26 protein-coding genes are annotated in these 21,868 nt (G+C 64.7%); 13 read left to right on the top strand and 13 right to left on the bottom strand.

The window, feature by feature from the left end; genetic code table 11:
- Nucleotides 1-3 precede the first annotated feature (3 nt).
- From rsmB to def, 3 genes are all read right to left on the bottom strand, one after another.
- A complete protein-coding gene (rsmB, locus tag CC207_RS05085; protein ID WP_069015957.1) occupies nucleotides 4-1,314 on the bottom strand; it encodes a 16S rRNA (cytosine(967)-C(5))-methyltransferase RsmB in 1,311 nt (436 codons plus the stop codon).
- Complete coding sequence (gene fmt / locus CC207_RS05080) at nucleotides 1,311-2,243, bottom strand: methionyl-tRNA formyltransferase (RefSeq protein ID WP_028690049.1); 933 nt, start codon at nucleotides 2,241-2,243, stop codon at nucleotides 1,311-1,313. Before fmt ends, rsmB begins: the two co-directional genes overlap by 4 nt.
- A gap of 62 nt (nucleotides 2,244-2,305) precedes the next feature.
- Nucleotides 2,306-2,812, bottom strand: a complete 507-nt coding sequence (def, locus tag CC207_RS05075; protein WP_028690050.1) for a peptide deformylase — start codon at nucleotides 2,810-2,812, stop codon at nucleotides 2,306-2,308.
- Between the two features lie 208 nt (nucleotides 2,813-3,020).
- Between def and dprA the strand changes: the two genes are divergently transcribed.
- Nucleotides 3,021-4,118 carry a DNA-processing protein DprA gene (gene dprA / locus CC207_RS05070; protein WP_069015956.1) on the top strand — a complete coding sequence of 366 codons (1,098 nt, stop codon included), beginning with the start codon at nucleotides 3,021-3,023 and terminating at the stop codon, nucleotides 4,116-4,118.
- 39 nt (nucleotides 4,119-4,157) lie between these two features.
- Nucleotides 4,158-4,715: an L-threonylcarbamoyladenylate synthase gene (locus tag CC207_RS05065; protein WP_069015955.1), complete on the top strand. Its 558-nt coding sequence runs from the start codon at nucleotides 4,158-4,160 to the stop codon at nucleotides 4,713-4,715.
- 539 nt (nucleotides 4,716-5,254) lie between these two features.
- Here the strand turns inward: CC207_RS05065 and CC207_RS05060 are convergent.
- The gene (locus tag CC207_RS05060) at nucleotides 5,255-6,232 is read right to left on the bottom strand and encodes an NADPH:quinone reductase (RefSeq protein WP_069015954.1); all 978 of its coding nucleotides are present in this window, start codon (nucleotides 6,230-6,232) and stop codon (nucleotides 5,255-5,257) included.
- A 132-nt stretch (nucleotides 6,233-6,364) separates the two neighbouring features.
- On the opposite strand from CC207_RS05060, the gene hemF reads away from it, so the two are divergent.
- Genes hemF through CC207_RS27105 form a run of 3 tightly spaced genes read left to right on the top strand, consistent with a single transcriptional unit; the run spans nucleotide 6,365 to nucleotide 8,319 of the window.
- Nucleotides 6,365-7,276 (top strand): oxygen-dependent coproporphyrinogen oxidase, encoded by a 912-nt coding sequence (gene hemF / locus CC207_RS05055; RefSeq protein WP_011531485.1) that lies wholly within the window; start codon nucleotides 6,365-6,367, stop codon nucleotides 7,274-7,276.
- Between the two features lie 25 nt (nucleotides 7,277-7,301).
- Nucleotides 7,302-8,126: a shikimate dehydrogenase gene (gene aroE, locus CC207_RS05050; RefSeq protein WP_062360019.1), complete on the top strand. Its 825-nt coding sequence runs from the start codon at nucleotides 7,302-7,304 to the stop codon at nucleotides 8,124-8,126.
- Nucleotides 8,095-8,319 carry a hypothetical protein gene (locus tag CC207_RS27105; protein ID WP_139121014.1) on the top strand — a complete coding sequence of 75 codons (225 nt, stop codon included), beginning with the start codon at nucleotides 8,095-8,097 and terminating at the stop codon, nucleotides 8,317-8,319. Before aroE ends, CC207_RS27105 begins: the two co-directional genes overlap by 32 nt.
- A gap of 125 nt (nucleotides 8,320-8,444) precedes the next feature.
- On the opposite strand, the gene CC207_RS05045 is transcribed toward CC207_RS27105, so the two are convergent.
- From CC207_RS05045 to betC, 3 genes are all read right to left on the bottom strand, one after another.
- Nucleotides 8,445-10,010, bottom strand: coding sequence for a SulP family inorganic anion transporter (locus tag CC207_RS05045; protein ID WP_088851684.1), 1,566 nt, complete (start codon nucleotides 10,008-10,010; stop codon nucleotides 8,445-8,447).
- Nucleotides 10,011-10,158: 148 nt separating this feature from the next.
- Nucleotides 10,159-11,082 (bottom strand): choline ABC transporter substrate-binding protein, encoded by a 924-nt coding sequence (gene choX, locus CC207_RS05040; RefSeq protein ID WP_088851683.1) that lies wholly within the window; start codon nucleotides 11,080-11,082, stop codon nucleotides 10,159-10,161.
- A 14-nt stretch (nucleotides 11,083-11,096) separates the two neighbouring features.
- Nucleotides 11,097-12,614 carry a choline-sulfatase gene (betC, locus tag CC207_RS05035; protein ID WP_088851682.1) on the bottom strand — a complete coding sequence of 506 codons (1,518 nt, stop codon included), beginning with the start codon at nucleotides 12,612-12,614 and terminating at the stop codon, nucleotides 11,097-11,099.
- A gap of 109 nt (nucleotides 12,615-12,723) precedes the next feature.
- On the opposite strand from betC, the gene CC207_RS05030 reads away from it, so the two are divergent.
- Entirely contained in the window at nucleotides 12,724-13,620 is an 897-nt protein-coding gene (locus CC207_RS05030; protein WP_028688721.1) for a LysR family transcriptional regulator, read from the top strand.
- A 51-nt stretch (nucleotides 13,621-13,671) separates the two neighbouring features.
- Nucleotides 13,672-14,004, top strand: coding sequence for a DOPA 4,5-dioxygenase family protein (locus CC207_RS05025; RefSeq protein WP_028688720.1), 333 nt, complete (start codon nucleotides 13,672-13,674; stop codon nucleotides 14,002-14,004).
- A gap of 98 nt (nucleotides 14,005-14,102) precedes the next feature.
- Here the strand turns inward: CC207_RS05025 and trpA are convergent, their stop codons facing one another.
- Nucleotides 14,103-14,912: a tryptophan synthase subunit alpha gene (trpA, locus tag CC207_RS05020; protein ID WP_028688719.1), complete on the bottom strand. Its 810-nt coding sequence runs from the start codon at nucleotides 14,910-14,912 to the stop codon at nucleotides 14,103-14,105.
- On the bottom strand, nucleotides 14,909-16,126 hold the full coding sequence (gene trpB / locus CC207_RS05015) for a tryptophan synthase subunit beta (protein WP_028688718.1): 1,218 nt from the start codon (nucleotides 16,124-16,126) through the stop codon (nucleotides 14,909-14,911). Before trpB ends, trpA begins: the two co-directional genes overlap by 4 nt.
- Before the next feature lie 110 nt (nucleotides 16,127-16,236).
- On the opposite strand from trpB, the gene CC207_RS05010 reads away from it, so the two are divergent.
- Complete coding sequence (locus CC207_RS05010) at nucleotides 16,237-17,130, top strand: LysR family transcriptional regulator (RefSeq protein ID WP_028688717.1); 894 nt, start codon at nucleotides 16,237-16,239, stop codon at nucleotides 17,128-17,130.
- Here CC207_RS05010 and CC207_RS05005 read toward each other — a convergent pair.
- Entirely contained in the window at nucleotides 17,127-17,453 is a 327-nt protein-coding gene (locus CC207_RS05005; protein WP_028688716.1) for a YqjD family protein, read from the bottom strand. The genes CC207_RS05010 and CC207_RS05005 overlap by 4 nt on opposite strands.
- Before the next feature lie 150 nt (nucleotides 17,454-17,603).
- On the opposite strand from CC207_RS05005, the gene CC207_RS05000 reads away from it, so the two are divergent.
- Nucleotides 17,604-17,819 (top strand): dodecin, encoded by a 216-nt coding sequence (locus CC207_RS05000; protein WP_011531496.1) that lies wholly within the window; start codon nucleotides 17,604-17,606, stop codon nucleotides 17,817-17,819.
- A gap of 102 nt (nucleotides 17,820-17,921) precedes the next feature.
- Nucleotides 17,922-18,143 (top strand): DUF1161 domain-containing protein, encoded by a 222-nt coding sequence (locus tag CC207_RS04995; protein WP_028688715.1) that lies wholly within the window; start codon nucleotides 17,922-17,924, stop codon nucleotides 18,141-18,143.
- Nucleotides 18,144-18,215: 72 nt separating this feature from the next.
- Here the strand turns inward: CC207_RS04995 and CC207_RS04990 are convergent, their stop codons facing one another.
- Complete coding sequence (locus tag CC207_RS04990; RefSeq protein ID WP_028688714.1) at nucleotides 18,216-19,220, bottom strand: LLM class flavin-dependent oxidoreductase; 1,005 nt, start codon at nucleotides 19,218-19,220, stop codon at nucleotides 18,216-18,218.
- Between the two features lie 152 nt (nucleotides 19,221-19,372).
- On the opposite strand from CC207_RS04990, the gene CC207_RS04985 reads away from it, so the two are divergent.
- On the top strand, nucleotides 19,373-19,798 hold the full coding sequence (locus CC207_RS04985; RefSeq protein WP_028688713.1) for an OsmC family protein: 426 nt from the start codon (nucleotides 19,373-19,375) through the stop codon (nucleotides 19,796-19,798).
- A gap of 75 nt (nucleotides 19,799-19,873) precedes the next feature.
- A complete protein-coding gene (locus CC207_RS04980) occupies nucleotides 19,874-20,107 on the top strand; it encodes a DUF1161 domain-containing protein (protein WP_028688712.1) in 234 nt (77 codons plus the stop codon).
- A gap of 39 nt (nucleotides 20,108-20,146) precedes the next feature.
- Here CC207_RS04980 and CC207_RS04975 read toward each other — a convergent pair whose 3' ends face one another.
- Both CC207_RS04975 and CC207_RS04970 read right to left on the bottom strand, forming a co-directional pair.
- Nucleotides 20,147-20,560 (bottom strand): hypothetical protein, encoded by a 414-nt coding sequence (locus CC207_RS04975; protein ID WP_028688711.1) that lies wholly within the window; start codon nucleotides 20,558-20,560, stop codon nucleotides 20,147-20,149.
- 55 nt (nucleotides 20,561-20,615) lie between these two features.
- Complete coding sequence (locus CC207_RS04970) at nucleotides 20,616-21,035, bottom strand: hypothetical protein (protein WP_088851681.1); 420 nt, start codon at nucleotides 21,033-21,035, stop codon at nucleotides 20,616-20,618.
- A gap of 88 nt (nucleotides 21,036-21,123) precedes the next feature.
- Between CC207_RS04970 and CC207_RS04965 the strand changes: the two genes are divergently transcribed.
- Nucleotides 21,124-21,868 (top strand): aminopeptidase (locus CC207_RS04965; RefSeq protein ID WP_371916439.1); only part of this gene is annotated, 745 nt, incomplete at its 3' end.

Genomic DNA, 21,868 nt, shown 5'->3' with positions numbered 1-21,868 from the left:
TTCTTACCCGCGCGAGGCGGCGATCTTGATCAGCTTGGCATAGTAGAAACCGTCGTGGCCGCCTTCCTGGGCCAGCAACTGGCGGCCGTGGGGCTGGCGCAGGCCGGCCTCGGTGGCCAGGTCCAGTTCGCGGGCGCCGGGGGTGCGGGCGAGGAAGGCGTCGATCACTTCGGTGTTCTCAGTCGGCAGGCTCGAGCAGGTGGCGTAGAGCAGCATGCCGCCCACTTCCAGGGTCGGCCACAGGGCGTCGAGCAGCTCGCCTTGCAGCGTGGCCAGGGCCGGGATGTCCTCGGCCTGGCGGGTCAGCTTGATGTCGGGGTGGCGGCGGATCACGCCGGTGGCCGAGCAGGGCGCATCGAGCAGGATGCGCTGGAACGGTTTGCCGTCCCACCAGCTGGCGGTATCGCGGGCGTCGCAGGCGATCAGCTCGGCGTCGAGCTTGAGGCGGTCGAGGTTCTCGCGCACGCGGGCCAGCCGCTTGGCTTCCAGGTCGATGGCGACCATGTGGGCCAGGCCAGGTTCGGCTTCCAGCAGGTGGCAGGTCTTGCCGCCCGGGGCGCAGCAGGCGTCGAGCACGCGCTGGCCGGGGGCCAGTTCGAGTAGGTCGGCGGACAGCTGCGCGGCTTCGTCCTGCACGCTCACCCAGCCGTCGGCGAAGCCCGGCAGGCCGCGCACGTCGCAGGCCTCGGCCAGGACGATGCCGTCACGGCTGTACTGGCAGGCGCTGGCCTGGATGCCGGCCTCGGCCAACAGCGCCAGGTAGGCATCGCGGCTGTGATGGCGGCGGTTGATCCGCAGGATCATCGGCGGGTGGGCGTTGTTGGCGGCGCAGATGGCTTCCCATTGTTCCGGCCAGAAGGCTTTCAGCGACTTCTGCAGCCAGCGCGGGTGGGCGGTACGCACCACCGGGTCGCGTTCCATGCTGGCGAGCAGTTCCTCGCCTTCACGCTGGGCGCGGCGCAGAACGGCGTTGAGCAGCCCCTTGGCCCACGGCTTCTTGAGCTTGTCAGCGCACCCCACGGTTTCGCCGATGGCGGCGTGGGCCGGGATGCGCGTGTAGAACAGCTGGTACAGGCCGACCAGCAGCAGCGCCTGTACATCGGCGTCGGCGGCCTTGAATGGCTTCTGCAGCAGTTGTGCGGCCAGCAGGTCCAGGCGTGGCTGCCAGCGGGCGGTGCCGAAGGCCAGGTCTTGCGTGAGGCCGCGGTCGCGCTCCTCGACCTTGTCCAGCTGCGCCGGCAGCGAGCTGTTCAGCGAAGCCTTGCCGCTGAGCACGGCGGCAAGGGCACGGGCGGCGGCCAGGCGTGGGTTCATTGGCCGAGCACCTTGCCACCGGCGAACTTCTCGCGACGGCTGTTGAACAGGTCGCTGAAGGCCAGGGCCTTGCCGCCTGGCAGTTGCAGGCGGGTCAGGCTCAGTGCGCCGTCACCGCAGGCGACCACCAGGCCGTCCTTGCTGGCGGAGAGGATTTCGCCGGGGGCGCCCTTGCCTGTGGACAAGTTGGCGGCCAGCACCTTCACGCTTTCGCCGTCGAGGGTGCTGTGGCACACCGGCCAGGGGTTGAAGGCACGGATCAGGCGCTCCAGCTCGACGGCCGGGCGGCTCCAGTCGATGCGGGCTTCGTCCTTGTTCAGCTTGTGGGCATAAGTGGCCAGGGCATCGTCCTGCACTTCACCTTGCAGCGAACCGTCTGCCAAGCCGGCGATTGCCTGGACTACAGCAGGCGGGCCCATTTCGGCGAGGCGGTCATGCAGGGTGCCACCGGTGTCCTCGGCGCTGATCGGGGTGACCACCTTGAGCAGCATCGGGCCGGTATCCAGGCCGGCTTCCATGCGCATCACGGTCACACCGCTCTCGGCGTCGCCGGCTTCCACGGCGCGCTGGATCGGCGCCGCGCCACGCCAACGCGGCAGCAGCGAGGCGTGGCTGTTGATGCAGCCCAGGCGCGGAATATCCAGCACCACTTGCGGCAGGATCAGGCCGTAGGCGACCACCACCATCAGGTCCGGCTTGAGCGCGGCGAGCTCGGCTTGCGCCTCGGCGTTGCGCAGGGTCTGCGGCTGGTACACCGGGATGTCGTGGGCCACGGCCAGCGCCTTGACTGCGCTCGGCATGAGCTTCTGGCCACGGCCGGCCGGGCGATCGGGCTGGGTGTAGACGGCCACGATCTCGTACGGGCTGTCGAGCAGGGCCTTGAGGTGTTCGGCGGCAAACTCTGGAGTGCCTGCGAAGACGATGCGCATGGAGTTCTCGCTTCTTCAAAAAGAAAAAGGCTTGCCGGAGCAAGCCTTCTGGAAGGTGGGGATCAGGCTTGCTGGCGGTGCTGCTTTTCCAGCTTCTTCTTGATCCGATCGCGTTTGAGCTGGGACAGGTAATCGACGAACAGCTTGCCGTTGAGGTGATCGAACTCGTGCTGCACGCACACGGCCAGCAGGCCTTCGCATTCCAGTTCGTAGGGCTTGCCGTCGCGGTCCTGGGCCTTGACCCGCACGCGCAGCGGGCGATCGACGTTCTCGTAGAAGCCGGGCACCGACAGGCAGCCTTCCTGGTACTGGCCCATGTCGTGGGTCAGTTCCTCGACCGTGGGGTTGATGAAGACGCGCGGCTCGCTGCGGTCTTCGCTCAGGTCCATCACCACGACCTGCTTGTGCACGTTGACCTGGGTCGCGGCCAGGCCGATGCCGGGCGCCTCGTACATGGTCTCGAACATGTCGTCGATCAGCTGGCTCAAGGCGTCGTCGAACTCCGTCACCGGTTTGGCGATGGTGCGCAGGCGCGGATCGGGAAATTCGAGAATGTTCAAAATAGCCATGGCGGTCAGGCAGTCACTGTGCGGTCGGTTGAAAACTGAGCACACATAATAAAGGGAAATGGGGCGTTCGGCACCTGTGAAGCTTGGCTAGGGTCTCTATGGGCTTGATAGCTGCCATTTCATGGACAGCTTTTCAAAGTGTTACTCACAAAGTTATCCACAGGTTGTGCCACGTATCTGGCCCCCTGTCGATCAAGGATGATCCACCATGAACCCATCCCGTTCGTCGCCTTGTCCGCCTGCGGAACTGGAGGCGCGGCTGCGTCTTCATAGCCTTCCGGAGATTGGCTTGCGTCGTTTCCATACCCTCATCGAAGCGTTCGGCAGTGCCTCGTCGGCACTCAGCGCGCCGGCCAGTGCCTGGCAGGCGTTGGGACTGAAGGTTGCCAGTATAGACGCCCGGCGCAGCCCGCAAGTGCGCGATGGCGCATTGGCTGCAATGCGCTGGCTAGAGCGTCCGGGCCAGTATTTACTGATGTGGGACGGGCCTGGCTACCCGGCGTTGCTGGCCGAGATAGACGATCCGCCGCCGCTGTTGTTCGTCGCGGGCGACCCCGATTTACTCGAACAACCGCAACTGGCGATCGTGGGTAGCAGGCGTGCTTCACCCCCGGCGCTGGATACCGCAGGCGCGTTTTCCCGATGCCTTTCCCAGGCTGGTTTCACCATCACCAGCGGGCTGGCGCTGGGCGTCGACGGTGCCGCTCATCGGGCCGCTTTGAAAGCCGGCGGGCACACCATCGGGGTGCTCGGCACGGGGTTGCAAAAACTTTATCCACAGCGCCACCGTGACCTGGCACGGGCAATGCTCGACAGTGGCAGCGCGCTGGTTTCCGAGTACCCGCTGGATGCCGGCCCGCTGGCCGGCAACTTCCCGCGTCGCAACCGGATCATCAGCGGCTTGTCGCTGGGTGTGCTGGTGGTCGAGGCCAGCCTGGCCAGCGGTTCGTTGATCACCGCACGGCTTGCCGCCGAACAGGGGCGGGAGGTGTACGCGATTCCCGGGTCCATTCATCACCCCGGCGCCAAGGGCTGCCATCAGTTGATCCGCGACGGTGCCCTGCTGGTGGAAAGCGTGGAGCAGATCCTCGACAGCCTGCGTGGGTGGCAGAACCTGCCGCCTGCGATTGTGGATAAACCCGCTCATCCATTGATCGCCCTGCTCCACGCCGCACCCCAGACCACCGAGGGCCTGGCCAGCAGCAGCGGCCTGCCACTGGCCCAGGTACTGGCCAGCCTTACCGAGCTGGAGCTCGAAGGCCGGGTGAGCAATGAAGCCGGGCGTTGGTTTGCCCGTGCGGGCTAAGTACACTGCGCGCACGGCGTTAATGCGGAGAGACGGAAAATGGTGAGCAGTTGGCGTGTGCAACAAGCCGCGCGCGAGGTGAAGGCGGGTGCGGTGATCGCCTATCCGACGGAAGCGGTCTGGGGCCTGGGCTGCGACCCGTGGAACGAGGACGCGGTGTATCGCCTGCTGGCGCTCAAGTCGCGACCTGTGGATAAAGGGCTGATCCTGGTCGCCGACAACATTCGCCAGTTCGACTTTCTGTTCGAGGATTTCCCCCAGGACTGGATCGACCGCATGAGCGCCACCTGGCCTGGGCCTAACACCTGGCTGGTGCCGCACCAGGGTCTGCTGCCCGAGTGGGTGACCGGGCAGCATGACACCGTGGCCTTGCGAGTCAGCGATCATCCACAGGTGCGCGAGCTGTGCGCGCTGGTGGGGCCGCTGATTTCCACCTCTTGCAACCCGGCTGGGCGCCCGGCGGCCAAGAGCCGGTTGCGGGTGGAGCAGTATTTCCACAAGCAGCTGGACATGGTGCTGGGTGGGGCGTTGGGTGGGCGGAAGAACCCGAGCCTGATTCGCGACCTGGCGACCGGCGAGGTTGTGCGCCCGGGCTGATACCGCTGGCGCTTCGCCCTCGTTTCGCGACACAAGGCCGCTCTTACAGGTACAGCGCAGCTCTCAGGCTTGGCGCTGTAACCTGTGGGAGCGGCCTTGTGCCGCGAAAGGGCCGCAAAGCGGCCCCAGAATTCCCGCCGATTTTTCTGATTTGCACCCAGATGGCTGCCCATTCTGAATTCAGAGAAATATCCTACGCAGTCTGTCGACTGCCATTACCTTCTCAGTGGGAACGCCTGCCTTTAGGCTCCAAACCGTCGCCGAATAACTTGGCGATCGGGTGTGGTAACCCGGTAACAGGAAGGTATCAGAGTCGTCTATGGCGGCTGTGCGCGGGAGGCTTTCGAGCCTGCCGGGTCTGGTACCTCCCCGGTTTACCACCCCGTGTACAGCTGCCACCCATTCGTGTGGTAACGGACGAGGTGTCAGCCCTACTCTGGTAGAGGTTGCCATGAACAAGAAGATTGTCCCCGATCCACCACTTCCTAACACCACAACCCACCCCTTCGGCCGCTGCGACTTGCCCCGCGATAGGGGCTTCAAGGCAGAAGCACAGTCGAGCCAACGGTCCGCCGCGCCGACAACTCCGCCTGCGCCTTGGCCGCCTCGCTCAACGGATACCGTTGCTGGATATCCACAACCAGCTTGCCGCTGGCGATCATCGCGAACAGGTCATCGGCCATGGCCTGGGTGTTCTCGGCATTGTTGGCGTAGCTCGCCAGCGTCGGCCGGGTGACATACAGCGATCCCTTCTGCGACAGGATCCCCAAGTTGACCCCGGTTACCGCGCCGGAGGCATTGCCAAAGCTGACCATCAAACCGCGCGGCCGCAGGCAATCCAGCGAAGTCAGCCAGGTATCGGCCCCCACGCCGTCATACACCACCGCGCACTTCTGACCGTCTGTCAGCTCCAGCACACGCTTGGCCACGTCTTCATGGCTGTAGTCGATGGTCGCCCAGGCGCCGAGGGCCTTGGCCCGTTCGGCTTTCTCAGCAGAACTGACGGTACCGATCAGCTTCGCGCCCAGCGCCTTGGCCCACTGGCAAGCCAGCGACCCCACACCGCCAGCGGCGGCATGGAACAGCACGAAGTCCCCCGGCTGCACGGCATAGGTCTGCTTGAGCAAATACTGCGTGGTCAGCCCCTTGAGCATTACCGCCGCCGCCTGTTCGAAGCTGATCGCCTCCGGCAGCTTCACCAGGTTGGCCTCCGGCAGCGTCTGCACCTCGCTGTAGGCCCCAAGCGGCCCACCGGCATAGGCCACGCGGTCGCCGACCTTGATCCGGCTGACACCCTCGCCCACCGCCTCGACCACGCCGGCCGCTTCGGTGCCCAGCCCGGAAGGCAGCGCAGGCGGCGCATACAGCCCGTTGCGGAAATAGGTGTCGATGAAGTTCAAACCGATCGCATGGTTACGCACCCGCACCTGCTGCGGGCCGGGCGGTGCCGGGTCGAACTCCACCAGTTGCAGGACTTCCGGGCCGCCATGCTGGCTGAACTGGATACGCTTGGCCATCACATACTCCTGTCGTCGAGGGTCGCAAAGGCCTTCTATCGGACGCCTTTGCTTGACCGCCGTCAACTGCGACGCGGCGTCGGCCGGTGGTATGCTACGCGGCGAATTTTCCCGCTCCTTCCAGGTGACCCGATGACCAGCCGCACCGAGGCCGTAAAAGCCTACCTGCTCGACCTGCAAGACCGCATCTGCTCTGCCCTCGAAACCGAAGACGGCGGCGCCCGCTTCGTCGAGGATGCCTGGGTGCGCGATGCCGGCGGCGGTGGTCGCACGCGGGTGATCGGCGAGGGCAAGGTGATCGAGAAAGGCGGGGTGAACTTCTCCCACGTGTTCGGCGCCGGCCTGCCGCCGTCGGCCAGTGCCCACCGCCCGGAGCTGGCGGGCCGTGGCTTCGAGGCCCTGGGCGTGTCGCTGGTGATCCACCCGCACAACCCGCATGTGCCGACCTCCCACGCCAATGTGCGCTTCTTCATCGCCGAAAAAGAGGGTGAAGAGGCGGTATGGTGGTTCGGTGGCGGCTTCGACCTGACCCCGTACTACGGCAACGAAGAAGACTGCGTGCACTGGCACCGCGTCGCCGAGCAGGCCTGCGCGCCGTTCGGCGCCGACGTCTACCCGCGCTACAAGGCCTGGTGCGACCGCTACTTCCACCTCAAGCACCGCGGCGAGCCGCGCGGCATCGGCGGCCTGTTCTTCGACGATCTGAACGAGTGGGACTTCGACACCTGCTTCGCCTTCATGCGCGCCATCGGCGACGCCTACGTCGATGCCTACCTGCCGATCATCCAGCGCCGCAAGGACACGCCGTACACCGCCAAGCAGCGCGAATTCCAGGAATACCGCCGTGGCCGCTACGTCGAATTCAACCTGGTCTACGACCGTGGCACGCTGTTCGGCTTGCAGTCGGGCGGTCGCACCGAGTCGATCCTGATGTCGCTGCCGCCGCAGGTGCGCTGGGGTTACGATTGGAAAGCGGAGCCTGGCAGCGAGGAAGCGCGCCTGACCGACTATTTCCTGCAGGACCGCGACTGGCTCGCCCAGTAAGCCTGTGGATAACCGAGGAGCTCCCATGGACCAGTACGTCGTATTCGGCAACCCAATCGGCCATAGCAAGTCGCCGCTGATCCACCGCCTGTTCGCTGACCAGACCGGCCAGGACCTGGAGTACGCCACCCTGCTGGCGCCGTTGGACGAGTTCAGCGACTGCGCCACAGGCTTCTTCAAGCAAGGCAGCGGCGCCAACGTCACCGTGCCATTCAAGGAAGAGGCCTATCGCCTGTGCGACAGCCTCACCCCGCGTGCGCAACGTGCTGGCGCGGTGAACACCCTGACCAAGCTGGCCGACGGTACCTTGCAAGGCGACAACACCGACGGCGCCGGGCTGGTGCGTGACCTGACGGTGAACGCCGGGGTGACCTTGGCTGGCAAGCGCATCCTTATCCTTGGCGCCGGCGGTGCTGTTCGGGGTGTGCTGGAGCCGATCCTGGCGCACAAGCCACAGTCGCTGGTGATCGCCAACCGTACCGTCGAGAAAGCCGAGCAGCTGGCGCGGGAGTTCGATGAGCTGGGGCCGGTGGTGGCCAGTGGTTTCAGCTGGTTGCAGGAGCCGGTAGACGTGATCATCAACGCTACTTCTGCGAGCTTGTCTGGCGAACTGCCGCCGATTGCCGACAGCCTGGTCGAGGCGGGGCGCACCGTCTGCTACGACATGATGTATGGCAAGGAGCCGACACCTTTCTGCCAGTGGGCCAGCAAGCTGGGTGCGGCCAAGGTGCTGGATGGGCTGGGGATGCTGGCCGAGCAGGCGGCCGAGGCGTTCTTTATCTGGCGGGGGGTGCGTCCTGACACGGTGCCTGTGCTGGATGAGTTGCGTCGGCAACTGGCGCGCAGTTGACTTCGGGGCGCTGTTGGATGAATTGGCGTTCCAGGTCGATTTGCTGCTGGTAGTGAGCGAGTTTGGCTGTGGATTGCGTTTCGCCAGTGTAGGGATCGCGAGCGGTCATGTCGCTTTCCAGCCGGGCAATCCGTACTTGAGCATCGGCAACGCTCCAGCAGTTATCCACAGCGCCGCTGCCTTGAGCAGCTAGTAATGGCACGAGTGCCAGGGCGAGATGAACGCAACTACTCATGGCGTGCTCCGCAGTGAATGAGCGTTGTTTACTCTTTCATCGCCTGCACGCTGTTCGCAACTGACAGAAATGCCAGTTGACCATCAGCCCTCGAAGCGAATCGGGCAACTCGCCATGCCTTCCAGCTTCTGCAGTTCCTCGATCACCTGCGGCCTTGCCCGCTGCAACGTCAGGCTTCCGCCATTACGCATCAACCGCCGCGCCTCGCGGTGCAACATATCCACACCCGAATAATCGATGAAGTTCACCTGTCGCGCATCGATCACCACATGCGGCCCCTGGCAGCGCTGCAAGCGCAGCTGCAGGTAATGCGCTGCGCCGAAGAAGATCGACCCGCCCACCCGCAACACGTCCGCCTCCCCTTCCCGGCTCTGCTGCACTCGCGGCCTCGAGGTGCGCTTGAGGTAGAAGAACAGCGATGCCAGCACCCCGGCGTAGATCGCCGTCTGCAGCTCGAGCAGCAGGGTCGCGGCGGCGGTCAGCGCCATGACCAGGAACTCCGAACGGCTGACCCGGAACAGCGCGCGGATGCCGCGATGGTCTACCAGCCCCCAGCAAATCAACAGGATGCTGCCCGCCATCGCCGGGATCGACAGATGGGCGATCAGCCCGGCCCCCGCCACCGCGAACAGCGCCACCCACAGCGCCGAGAACACCCCGGCCAACGGCGAGCGGGCCCCTGCGTCGTAGCTGAGCCCGGAGCGGGTAAAGGAGCCGGAGGACAGGTAGCCGGAGAACAATGCCCCGATTATGTTCGACAAGCCCTGGGCGCGAATCTCCTGGTTGGCGTCGATCAGTTGCTCGGAACGTGCGGACAGGGAACGGGCGATGGACAGGCTGGTGACCAGCCCAAGCATGCCGACAGCCACGGCACTGGGCAGCAGGCGCAGGATCAGTTCCACATCGAGTAACGGCAGTGGGCTGAGCGGTGGCAACTGGCCGACGAAGGCGGGCACACGCGGCACATGGCCGAACACGCCGGGCAACAGCCAGGCCGTCAGGCTGACCAGCAGCAGACTTATCAACAGGCTCGGCCAGCGTGGCCGCCACAGTTTCAACAGCACGCCAATCGCCAGGGTGCTCAGCCCCAGAACCAGCGATGGCATGTCCACCTCGCCAACATGGTCAGCCAGTTCCTGCACGGTCTTCAGAGCCGTGGCCTGGCTTGGCAAGTCCAGGCCCAGCAGGTTGGGCAATTGCCCTAGGGCGATGACGATGGCGGCACCGAGGGTGAAGCCCAGCACCACCGAATGGGAGACGAAGTTGACCAGCGCGCCGAAGCGCAGCAGCCCCAGCATGAGCTGGAAGACGCCGCCGAGGAAGGTCAGCAGCAGCACCAGGGTCACGTAGTCGTCGCTGCCGGCCACGGCCAGCGGGCTGATGCTGGCATACAGGACGATGGAGATGGCGGCGGTGGGGCCGCAGATCAGGTGCCAGGACGAGCCCCACAGGCAGGCCACCAGCACCGGCACGATGGCGGCGTACAGGCCGTACTCGGCGGGCAGACCGGCGATCAGGGCGTAGGCGATCGATTGCGGCAGGGCAAGGATGGCGCCGCTCAGGCCTACCAGCAGGTCCTGGCGCAGGCTGCGGCTCGATTGGCGGGGGAGCCAGGTGAGGAAGGGCAGCAGGTGGTGGAGACGAGGCATGCGTCATTCCTGTTCAGTATCGCTGGCGAGGGCTTTGCCCTCGTTTCGCGACGCAAGGCCGCCCCACAGAAGAGCGCGAATCCCTGTGGGAGCGGCCTTGCGTCGCGAAAGGGCCGCAAAGCGGCCCCGGCAGCCTAACAGACAAAAATCAGAGTTTGGCTTTAACCGCTTCTGCTGCGTCCCCACCAGCCTTGGTAGTCACTCCAGCCAACCAACCATCCAGCAACTCTGGGCGCTTCTTCACCCAAGCCCTGGCCGCCTCATCAAAGCTCACCTTCTTGTCCACAACCTCGGCCATGATGCTGTTCTCCATGTCCAGCGTGAACGTCAGGTTGCTCAACAGCTTCGCCGCATTCGGGCAAGCCTGTGGATATCCCTTGCGAGTCAGCGTGTACACATCACCTTTGCTCCCAAACCATTTTTCGCCACCCGTGAGGTAATGCATCTTCAACTTCACGTTCATTGGATGCGGTGTCCAGCCGAGGAAGGTGATGAACTGCTGCTTCTTCACCGCCCGATCCACCTGGGCCAGCATCGCCTGTTCGCTGGATTCGACCAGCTTCCAGTGCCCAAGCGCGAAGTCGTTCTTGTCGATGATCGCCTTCAGCGACAGGTTGGCCGGTGCGCCGGAGCCGATGCCGTAGAGCTTCTTGTCGAACCTGTCGGCGTACTTGTGCAGGTCGGCAAAGTCCTTAACGCCGGCCTCCCAGACATAATCGGGCACCGCCAGGGTAAATTCGGTGCCCTCCAGGTTGCGCGCCAGCTGCTGCACGTCGCCATTGGCGATGAACTTGTCATGAAAACCCTGCTGCGCCGGCATCCAGTTGCCGAGGAAGGCATCCACCCGGCCATCTTTCAGGCCGCCGTAGATGATCGGCACGGCCAGGCTGTCGATCTTCACCTGGTAACCCAGGCTTTCCAGGAGCAGGCGGGCGACGGCGTTGGTGCTGGCGATATCGCTCCAGCCGGGGTCGGCCAGTTTCACGGTGCTGCATTGCGCGTCGCCGTCGGCGGCGTGGGCCGTGCCCAGGCTCAGGGCCAGGGCAAGTACGGCGGTGGAGAACTTCTGCATGGCGGCCTCTCTTCTCAATCCAGGGGTGCGGGCTGTGGATAACGTGCCTTGCGCTCGAGGTCGTCGAGATCGATGTGGTTGCGCATGTACTGTTGGCTGGCGTCGACCAGCGGTTGGTGGTCCCAGCTTTTCAGCGTGCCGATGGCCAGCGCCTCGGCTACCAGGCGGCGGCGGCGTTGGCTGGCCAGCACCTGCTGGCGCAGGCTGGGGATATCCCAGCGCAGCATGGCTTCATCGACAAATGCCTGCAGCAGCGCCTGGTGGTCGGGGCTGCCGGTGAGGTTCTCCCGCTCGTGCGGGTCGCGGCTCAGGTCGTAGAGTAAACAGGGGTCGTCCTCGCTGTACACGAACTTGTAGGCGCCGCGGCGGATCATCATCAGCGGGCCGACGGTACCTTCGGCCATGTATTCGCCGATCACCTCGTCATGCCCGCCCTGCCCTTGCAGGTGGCCGAGCAGCGAGCGGCCGTCCAGGTGCAGATCTTTATCCACAGCACCGCCAGCCAGCTCGACCAACGTCGGCAGCAGGTCGCAGGTGGAAACGCTGGCGCTGATGCGCGCAGGTTTGAAGTGCTTGGGCGCGTGGATCAGCAGCGGTACCCGCGCCGACATCTCGAACCAGTGCATCTTGTACCAAAGCCCCCGCTCGCCAAGCATGTCGCCGTGGTCGCCGGAGAAGATGATCAGGGTGTCGTCGGCCAGGCCGCAGTCTTCCAGCGTCTGCAGAAGCAGGCCGATATTGTCGTCGATATAGCTGCAGGCGCCGAAGTAGGCGCGGCGGGCATCGCGGATCTTGTCCACGGGCAGCGGCTTGTCCCACAGGTCATAGACCTTGAGCAGGCGCTGCGAGTGCGGGTCTTGCTGGCTCTGGGCGATCACGTCGCGGGGTAGCGGGATATCCACAGCCTCGTAGAGATCCCAGTATTGTTTGGGGATGGTGTACGGATCGTGCGGGTGGGTCATCGACACGGTCAGGCAGAACGGCCGGCCATCGTCTTCGCGCACGTGGTCATAGAGGTACTGGCGTGCCTTGAACACCACCTCCTCGTCGAAATCCAGCTGGTTGGTGCGCACGCACGGCCCGGCCTGAAGCACCGAGGACATGTTGTGGTACCAGCTCGGGCGCTCGTCAGGCGCGTCCCAGTTCACCGCCCAGCCATAGTCGGCCGGGTAGATGTCGCTGGTCAGGCGCTCTTCGTAGCCGTGCAACTGGTCCGGGCCGCAGAAATGCATCTTGCCCGACAGCGCGGTGCGGTAGCCGATGCGGCGCAGGTAGTGGGCGTAGGTCGGAATGTCGGCGGGAAAGTCGGCGGCGTTGTCGTAGGCGCCGATGTGGCTGGGCAACTGGCCGCTGACCAGGGTGAAGCGCGAGGGCGCGCACAGCGGGCTGTTGCAGTAGGCGGAGTCGAACACCACGGCCTGCTCGGCGAGGCGCGCCAGGTTGGGCATCTTGATCGGCGACGGGCTGTAGATCGGCAACAGCGGCGCGGCCATCTGGTCGGCCATGATGAACAGGATATTGGGTTGCTTCATGGTGCCCTTCCATCGTCGAGAGTTATGGTGAACGCTTGCAATACAGCATGGAGCTGTGGATAAGGTGGGTAAAGCCCACGTCGGGCAATGACTGGGATTAGCCATGCTTATGTTTGAACACCTTGCCGACCTGTCTCTGGACGCATTGCGCGTGTTCGAGTCCGCCGCGCGCTTGCGTAGCTTCACGGCTGCGGCCGTGGAGCTGGGCACCACCCAGCCGGCGGTCAGCCAGCAGATGAAGCGCCTGGAGGCGCAGTTGGGCACGCGGTTGTTCGACCGGATCTACCGGGGCATCGAGTTGACCGAGGCGGGGTTGCTATTGTTCGAACAGGTGCACCAGGGCTTGCAGGCGATGGACGATGGCGTCGCCCAAGCCAGTGGGCGCGGCCAGCGCGAGGTGCTGCAGGTGGCTACGGACTTCGCCTTTGCGGCGTTCTGGCTGATGCCGCGCTTGCAGCGTTTCCACGACGCTTATCCACAGGTGGACGTGAGCCTGGTGACCGGCGAGCGCAGCCAGGGGATGTTGCGCCCGGACATCGATGTGGCGGTGCTGTTTGGTGATGGGCGTTTCCATCAGGGCGAGAGTCGCTGGTTGTTCGATGAGGAGGTCTTCCCGGTCTGCAGCCCACGGCTGACTCATGGCAAACCCTTGTCAGCCGAGGCTTTGCAACGATTGCCGTTGTTGCACCTGAAGGGCGAGCAGGCCAGTCGCTGGTTCGATTGGGCCGGTGTCTTCCGTGGTCTTGGTGTGGACAGCCCTCCTCCGTCCGGTCAACTGCGGTTCGACAACTACACCCTGCTGATTCAGGCGGCGATTGCTGGCCAAGGCGTGGCGATCGGCTGGGCGCATCTGGTGGACGGGCTGGTCGGGCAGGGGCTGCTGTGCCGGCCGCTGGAAGGCAGCTTGCGCTCGAAGCGGGGGTATTACGTGGTGCTGCCGCCACGCAAGCGGCGTGGGGCGTTGATCGAGCGGTTTGTGGATTGGCTGGAGCAGGAGCGCCTGTAATGAGATGGCGTAGACTTCAAGATGTTCGCATTACTGCAATCAGGAGCCATCGTGCAAAGGATCAAGGGCTATCACGCCCACGTGTACTACGACGCATCGACCATGGAGCAGGCCCGTGAACTATGCGAGGAAGCAACGCGGCTGTTTCCCGTGACCATGGGACGCATGCACCAGAAACCGGTCGGGCCGCACCCTGACTGGAGCTGTCAGCTGGCCTTCGGGCCGGAGGTGGTGGGTGTGGTGTTGCCGTGGCTGGCGCTGTATCGCAAGGGGCTGGTGGTGTTCCTGCACCCGGAAACCGGGGATGAGCTGGCGGATCACCGCGATCATGCGATCTGGATGGGGGCGATCAGGCCGTTGGATCTGTCGATATTTGGTGCTTGATGCAACGTGGGAGCGGGCTTGTCCCGCGACAGCGGCGGTGAGTCCACCATCGTTATCGCGGGGCAAGCCCGCTCCCACAAATACACCTGCTGCGCGGATCAGTTGCGGGCGGCGCGCACGCCTTCGGCCAGCGCCGAGCACAGGCTCAGCACATCGTTCACTGCCTGACCGGCATCCTTGGCCTGGGCGATCTTGTCGACCAGCGCCGAACCGACCACCACGCCATCGGCCAGGCGGGCAATGGCAGCAGCCTGCTCCGGCGTGCGGATGCCGAAACCGACGCTGATCGGCAGATCGGTATGCCGACGCAGGCGGGCAATGGCCTCGGTCACATGCTCGGTGGTTGCCGAACCCGCACCGGTCACACCTGCCACCGACACGTAGTAGACGAACCCGGAGCTGCGCTCCAGCACGCGCGGCAGGCGCGCATCGTCGGTGGTCGGGGTGGTCAGGCGGATGAAGTCGATGCCTGCGGCCTGGGCCGGGGTGGCCAGTTCGGCGTCGTGTTCCGGTGGCAGGTCGACGATGATCAGGCCATCGACGCCCGCTTCTTTTGCCTCGGCGACGAACTGCTCCACGCCGAAGCGGTGGATCGGGTTGTAGTAACCCATCAGCACGATGGGCGTGGTCTGGTTATCCACACGGAATTCGCGAACCATCTGCAGGGTCTTCGCCAGGGTCTGGCCGGCTTCCAGGGCGCGCAGGGTGGCGAGCTGGATGGCCACGCCGTCGGCCATCGGGTCGGTGAACGGCATGCCCAGTTCGATCACATCGGCGCCAGCGGCCGGCAGGCCCTTGAGGATCTCCAGCGAGGCGTCGTAGCCCGGGTCGCCAGCGGTGACGAAGGTGACCAGGGCGGAACGGCCTTCGGCCTTCAGTTCGGCGAAGCGTTGTTCGAGACGGCTCATGCCTGTTTCTCCTGGGCGGCCATGTGGTTCATCACAGTTTGCATGTCCTTGTCGCCGCGACCGGACAGGCAGATCACCATCAGGTGGTCCTTGGGCAGCTTCGGCGCGCGCTTGATCGCCTCGGCCAGGGCGTGGGAGCTTTCCAGCGCCGGGATGATGCCCTCCAGGCGGCAGGTGGCGTGGAAGGCGTCGAGGGCCTCGTCGTCGGTGATGCTGACGTACTCCACGCGTTTCACTTCGTGCAGGTAGGCGTGCTCCGGGCCGATGCCGGGGTAGTCCAGGCCTGCGGAGATCGAGTGGGCGTCGGTGATCTGGCCGTCGTCGTCCTGCAGCAGGTAGGTGCGGTTGCCGTGCAGCACACCCGGCACGCCGCCGTTGAGGCTGGCCGCGTGCTTGTCGGTGTGCACGCCGTGGCCGCCGGCTTCGACGCCGATGATCTGCACGCTGGCGTCATCGAGGAAGTCGTGGAACAGGCCCATGGCGTTGGAGCCGCCGCCGACGCAGGCGATCAGGCTGTCGGGCAGGCGCCCTTCCTTCTCCTGCAGCTGGGCGCGGGTTTCCTTGCCGATGATCGACTGGAAGTCGCGGACCATCGCCGGGTACGGGTGCGGGCCTGCCACGGTGCCGATCAGGTAGAAGGTGTCCTCGACGTTGGTGACCCAGTCGCGCAGGGCCTCGTTCATGGCGTCCTTCAGGGTGCCGGTGCCGGCGGTCACCGGGACGATCTCGGCACCCAGCAGCTTCATGCGGAACACGTTGGCCTGCTGGCGCTCGATGTCGGTGGCGCCCATGTAGATCACGCAGGGCAGGCCGAAGCGCGCGGCGACGGTGGCGGTGGCCACGCCGTGCATGCCGGCGCCGGTCTCTGCGATCAGGCGCTTCTTGCCCATGCGCTTGGCCAGCAGCACCTGGCCGATGCAGTTGTTCACCTTGTGCGCGCCGGTGTGGTTGAGCTCTTCACGCTTGAAGAAGATCTTCGCGCCGCCGCAGTGCTCGGTCAGGCGCTCGGCGAAGTACAGCGGGTTGGGGCGGCCGATGTAGTCGCGCTGGAAGTAGGCCAGTTCTTCGAGGAACGTGGGGTCGGCCTTGGCCGCTTCGTATTCGCGGGCCAGGTCCAGCACCAGGGGCATCAGGGTTTCGGCCACGTAGCGGCCGCCGAACGAGCCGAACAGGCCGTTGGCATCGGGGCCGGCGCGGTATTGGGTCTGGGTCATGGGGCGCTCCAGGGCGTAATGGATGAGTGATGGGCTTTACTCTAACCACGACGTGGCCGGCTGAAAACCGATAAGATTGCGCAAACCTGTCAGGAAAACTCACAACTCAAATGGCCCATGACCTTCCCCCCCTCAACGCCCTGCGGGCTTTCGAGGCGACCGCCCGGCTGAACAGTGTCAGCCAGGCTGCCGAGGCGCTGCATGTGACCCATGGTGCCGTCAGCCGGCAGATCAAGGTGCTCGAGGAGCATCTGGGCGTGGCCCTGTTCGGCAAGGATGGGCGTGGCGTCAAACTCACAGATGCCGGGGTGCGCCTGCGTGATGCCAGCTTCGAGGCGTTCGACCGGCTGCGCGGTGTCTGCGCCGAGCTTTCCCGCGATGCCGACGAAGCACCCTTCGTGCTCGGCTGTTCTGGCAGCCTGCTGGCGCGCTGGTTCATTCCGCGGCTGGGGCGCCTGAAGGCCGACCTGCCGGAGTTGCGCCTGCACCTGTCCGCGGGTGAAGGCGATCTCGATCCGCGGCGCCCGGGGCTGGATGCGTTGCTGGTCTATGCCGAGCCGCCATGGCCGGCGGACATGCAGGTGCATGTGCTCGCCGAAGAGTGGATCGGTCCGGTGATGAGTCCGCGCTTCGAAGGCTTCGATCGTTTGAAAGCCGCGCCAGCCGTGGCGTTGCAACGCGAGGCCGTGCTCCACACGACTTCGCGGCCACAGGCCTGGCCGACCTGGGCGCAGCAGCATGGCATCGAGCCTGGCACTTTGAGTTACGGCCAGGCATTCGAGCATTTGTACTACCTGCTGGAAGCGGCGGTGGCCGGCCTTGGCGTGGCCATCGCGCCACAGCCGCTGGTGGCGGACGACCTGAAGGCCGGGCGGCTGGCTGCGCCTTGGGGATTCTCCCCGACCCACGCTGCGTTGGCCCTGTGGGTGCCCCGGCGCGCCGCGGACGGGCGCGCCGAGCAGCTGGCGCAATGGCTGCGCCGGGAGCTGCAGCAGGTCGGCTAGTTATTACGCCGGCACATCAGGTAGGCGGCCAGCAGGCCGAGGGCGCCAACTGCCACACCCGCAGTGGTCCAGGGATGTTCCTGGGCATAGTCTCGGGTGGCAACACCGGTCTGGCGGGTGCGGGTCTTCACTTCCTCGTAGGCATCGCTGAGCAGGCTGCGCGAATGCTTGAGGGCGTTCTCGGCATTGCCGCGCAGCGCCTTCATGGTCTTGTGGGACTCCTCCGAGGCATCGTGCTTGAGGTGCTCCAGTGTCTTGAGCAGGCTTTCGATCTCGGCTTCCATGCTTTCCAGGGAGGTTTGGCGCAGGGAATTGCGTGGCATGTTGACTCTCCTTCGCGGTATGGGCTGTTAGGAATGCGACTGCGCGGCGCTGAGAAAGTGCAGTCGAACTTTCTCCTGCGCCGATCGCTCGCAGGTAAACCGGGCCTGCGCTGCTAGGCTCAACGGACTAACCAACCCAGGAGAGCACTCATGTCGGATCATCACACCTACAAGAAGATCGAGCTGGTCGGATCCTCCCCCACCAGCATCGAAGAAGCGATCAACAATGCCCTGGCCGAGGCCGGCAAGAGCATCAAGCACCTGGAATGGTTCGAGGTGGTCGATACCCGCGGGCATATCCGCGACAACAAGGCCGCGCACTTCCAGGTGACGCTGAAGGTGGGCTTCCGCATCGCCAACAGCTGAAACGAAGCTGGGCTAGGCTTGCCCGGCCTGATCGGGTAATAAGGTTGCAGGGCGCGAGCTTCGCGCCCTTTTCGTCTTGGATCTGTACAAGGAAAGCGATCGATGAAGAAGTTGATTCTGGCCGTGGGGCTGATGGCGTTGGCCGGTGGTGCGCTGGCGGCGGGCAAGCCGTGCGAGGAGCTCAAGGCGGAGATTGCGGCGAAGCTGGATGCCAAGGGGGTGAAGGGTTACAAGCTTACGATCGCCCCCAAGGGTGATCCTGCCGACAAGGTGGTGGGTACCTGCGAGGCTGGGACCAAGGTAATTGCCTATAGCCGTGACTGATTGTGGCTCCATCGCGGGGCAAGCTCGCTCCCACAGAGCGTACCCTGGAGCGGGCTTGCCCCGCGATGACCTTTAACCGGTCTTCAAGGCCTGAGCCATCAGCTCATAGGACCTGATCCGGTCGGCATGCTCGTACAGGTCGCTGGTGAAGATCAGCTCATCCGCCCCGGTCTGTTCCAGCAGCACCTCCACCTTCGCCCGCACCTTCTGTGGGCTGCCGATCATCGCCAGGCCCAGGAAACTGCTCACTGCATCGCGCTCATGGGGCAGCCACAGTCCATTCATGCTTTCGACCGGCGGGCGCTGCATCAGGCTCTGGCCACGGATCAGCGCGAGGATACGCTGGTACACCGACGTCGCCAGGTACTCGGCCTTCTCGTCGGTCTCGGCAACCACCATCGGGATGCCGAGCATCACGTAAGGCTTGTCCAGCGTGGTGGACGGCTTGAAATGGTCGCGGTAGATGCGGATCGCCTCGTGCATGTAGCGCGGCGCGAAGTGCGAGGCAAAGGCATAGGGCATGCCGCGCATGCCTGCCAGCTGGGCGCTGAACAGGCTGGAGCCGAGCAACCACATTGGCACCTCGGTGTCGTGGCCAGGCACGGCGATCACTTTCTGATCATCTGTACGCGGGCCAAGGTAACGCGACAGTTCCTCGACATCGTCGGGGAAGTCGTCGGCACTGCCGGAGCGTTCACGGCGCAGGGCGCGGGCGGTCATCTGGTCGGAGCCCGGGGCGCGGCCCAGGCCCAGGTCGATACGCCCCGGGTACAGGCTGGCCAGGGTGCCGAACTGCTCGGCGATCACCAGCGGTGCATGGTTGGGCAGCATCACCCCGCCGGAGCCGACGCGGATGCTCGAGGTGCCGCCGGCCAGGTAGCCGATCAGCACGGCGGTGGCCGAACTGGCGATGCCGTCCATGTTGTGGTGTTCGGCGACCCAGAAGCGGTTGTAGCCGAAGCGCTCGACGTGCCGGGCCAGGTCCAGCGAGTTGCGCAGTGATTGCGCGGGGCTCCCATCGGCGCGCACGGGCACCAGGTCGAGGGTGGATATCTTCAGGTCTCGCAGGTGCGTCATTGGAGCCTCCGCTTCAGGTGATTGGCCATGGCCTTCTGGACTCTGTATGGGCATATTCGCCGGATTCAATGCCTTCCTGCGGATTGATCTGAACTTGGCGTGGGCTTGGTCCTCAGAACCATAGACACCCCAACCCTGTGACAGGAGGCAGCATGAAGAAGACAGCATCGGCGGTCTGGCAAGGTGGCCTGAAGGATGGCAAGGGCCAGATCTCCACTGAAAGCGGCGCGCTCAAGCAAGCGCCCTACGGCTTCAACACCCGTTTCGAAGGCACGCCTGGGACTAACCCGGAGGAACTGATCGGCGCTGCCCATGCCGGCTGCTTCTCCATGGCGTTGTCGATGATGTTGGGCGAGGCGGGATTCACGCCTGAACGGATCGACACTCACGCCGAGGTAAGCCTGGACAAGCAGGCTGATGGCTTTGCCATCACCGCCGTTCACCTGACCCTCAAGGCCACCGTGCCTGGGGCCAGCGAGGCGCAGTTCCAGGAGATCGCCAACAAGGCCAAGGCTGGGTGTCCGGTGTCCAAGGTGCTCAACGCGACGATCAGCTTGGACGCCACCCTGCTGTCCTAGGCGGCGCAACGGCGGCGGTTTCCTGTAGTCTAAACAGCGTTGGCAGCTCGTCTGCCCTGCCCCAGGAGCCGTTCCATGATCCGCGTTGCATTTGGTGTGCTGGCTTCCCTGCTGGCCACCGCCGCACTGGCCGCGCCCAAGCCGTGCGAGGAACTGAAGGCCGAGATCGAAGCGAAGATCCAGGCGAACAAGGTTTCCTCCTACACGCTTGAGATCGTGCCCAATGCCGAGGTCAGTGATCCCAACATGATCGTTGGCAGCTGCGAGGGCGGCACGAAGAAGATCATCTACCAGAAGAACGATCGGTAAGGCTCGACGGTCGGGGCTGCACGGCAGCCCCGTCATCGATCAAGGAATACAGGTGACGTTGCTTGGCTCGTTCACGACCACCTTTCGGTTGGCGTCGTACAACAGCACCTGCGGCTGCATCGCCGGGGCCCGCGCCTCCAGGCGATAACGCTGGCCGGCCTTGAAATCGTTGTAGCGCACGGTGAGATAGCAGGTTCGCTCGGTGGGGTCAGTGCTGAAACCGCCGGAATAGATCTCGTAGTCGAAGCGCACCACCAGCTCATGCTTGCCAGGTGTCACCTGGAAGTAGCGGCCGTCATCCAGGCGCTGGCCGTCCAGACGGTCGGCCATGATGGTTCTGCCGGGGGTGATGGTGTAGAGATCGACCCAGGCCTTGCCTGGGTCAACGGGCGGCAAGGGGCTGGCGCACGCCCCCAGGGCACTGAGGGCCATCAGCATCATGGGCTGGCGCATGGTGAAACTCCCGCTCGCGGTTCACAGGTTACAAGCATAGCGCCGTTCGCGGGGTTCAGGTGCGCTGGCAGCCTGCCGGCTCGCCTTGGCCGATCAGTTTCTGCTGCTGGTCGTAAAGCTTGATCCAGGGGCGGAAACCGATACTGCCGGCCTGCATCTGATAGCGCTGCCCGGCCGTGAAGTCCTTGTAGGTGAGATTGAGCTGACAGTCGCGCCACAGCGGCTCGTCCACCGGGCCGATGTTGCTGGGCGTCACGGCGAACTGGTAGCGCACGGTCAGCTCGTGATTGCCGGGCTGCACCTCGAAATAGCGGGTGTCGGCCCAGGCGCGCTCATCAACCTGCAAGGCATGCAGCGAGTCGTTGTCACTCGGGGCCAGGTCGATCCAAGCCTGGTTCGGGTCGGCGCTGGGCAGGAATGAGGCACAACCGGACAGCAGCACGAGCGTGCCGGCGGCAAACAGCAGAGTACGCATGGCGAAGCTTCCCCTTTGCGAGATAGTCTTGGTCGCATTCGGCCGACGAGCGAGATAGACAGCCTCGATGTTTGGACTTTTTCTTTTCATGCGCTGCAGCCGTCGGGTTCTCGACCGCGTTTTCACCGGGTTGGTTCCCGTGGCGCTGGGCGTTCTGCTGAGCGGTTGCTCCAGCGTGAGCTACTACGGCCAACTGGCGGAGGGCCAGTGGCAGCTGTTGCGGGCACGCCAGCCGCTGGACCGGGTTATCGAGAGTCCTGCCACCAGCCCGGTGTTGCGCCAGCGCCTGTTGTTTGCCGAAAAGGCCCGGGCCTTCGCCAGCGCGCAGTTGAAGTTGCCGGACAACGGCAGTTACCGGGTCTACGCCGATTTGGGGCGACCGTATGTGGTATGGAATGTGTTCGCGACCCCTGAGCTGTCGTTGCAGCCGGTGACCCATTGCTTCCCCATCGCCGGCTGCGTGGCCTATCGAGGATATTACCGGCAGGGCGCGGCCCGCGGCGCGGCGGCGTTGATGCGCCAGGAGGGCCTGGATGTCTATGTGGGAGGTGTGGAGGCTTATTCCACCCTGGGCTGGTTCGACGATCCGATCCTGTCGACCATGGCCGGCTGGGGCGATGAGCGCCTGGCCACGGTGATCTTTCATGAGCTGGCGCACCAGCGCGTCTACGTGCAGGACGATACCGAGTTCAACGAGTCGTTCGCCTCCTTTGTCGAGCAGGAGGGAACACGGCAATGGCGCGCGGCACGTGGGTTGGCTGCCATCGATGAGGTCGGGGCCCGGCAGCGCGAACAGTTCACCCGGCTGGTGTTGGCCAGCCGCGAGCGATTGC

Origin of the sequence: Pseudomonas sp. DrBHI1 (assembly GCF_002205115.1) — a bacterium.
In the GTDB taxonomy this organism is placed as follows: domain Bacteria; phylum Pseudomonadota; class Gammaproteobacteria; order Pseudomonadales; family Pseudomonadaceae; genus Aquipseudomonas; species Aquipseudomonas mosselii.
This window is presented reverse-complemented; position numbering and strand designations above follow the sequence as displayed.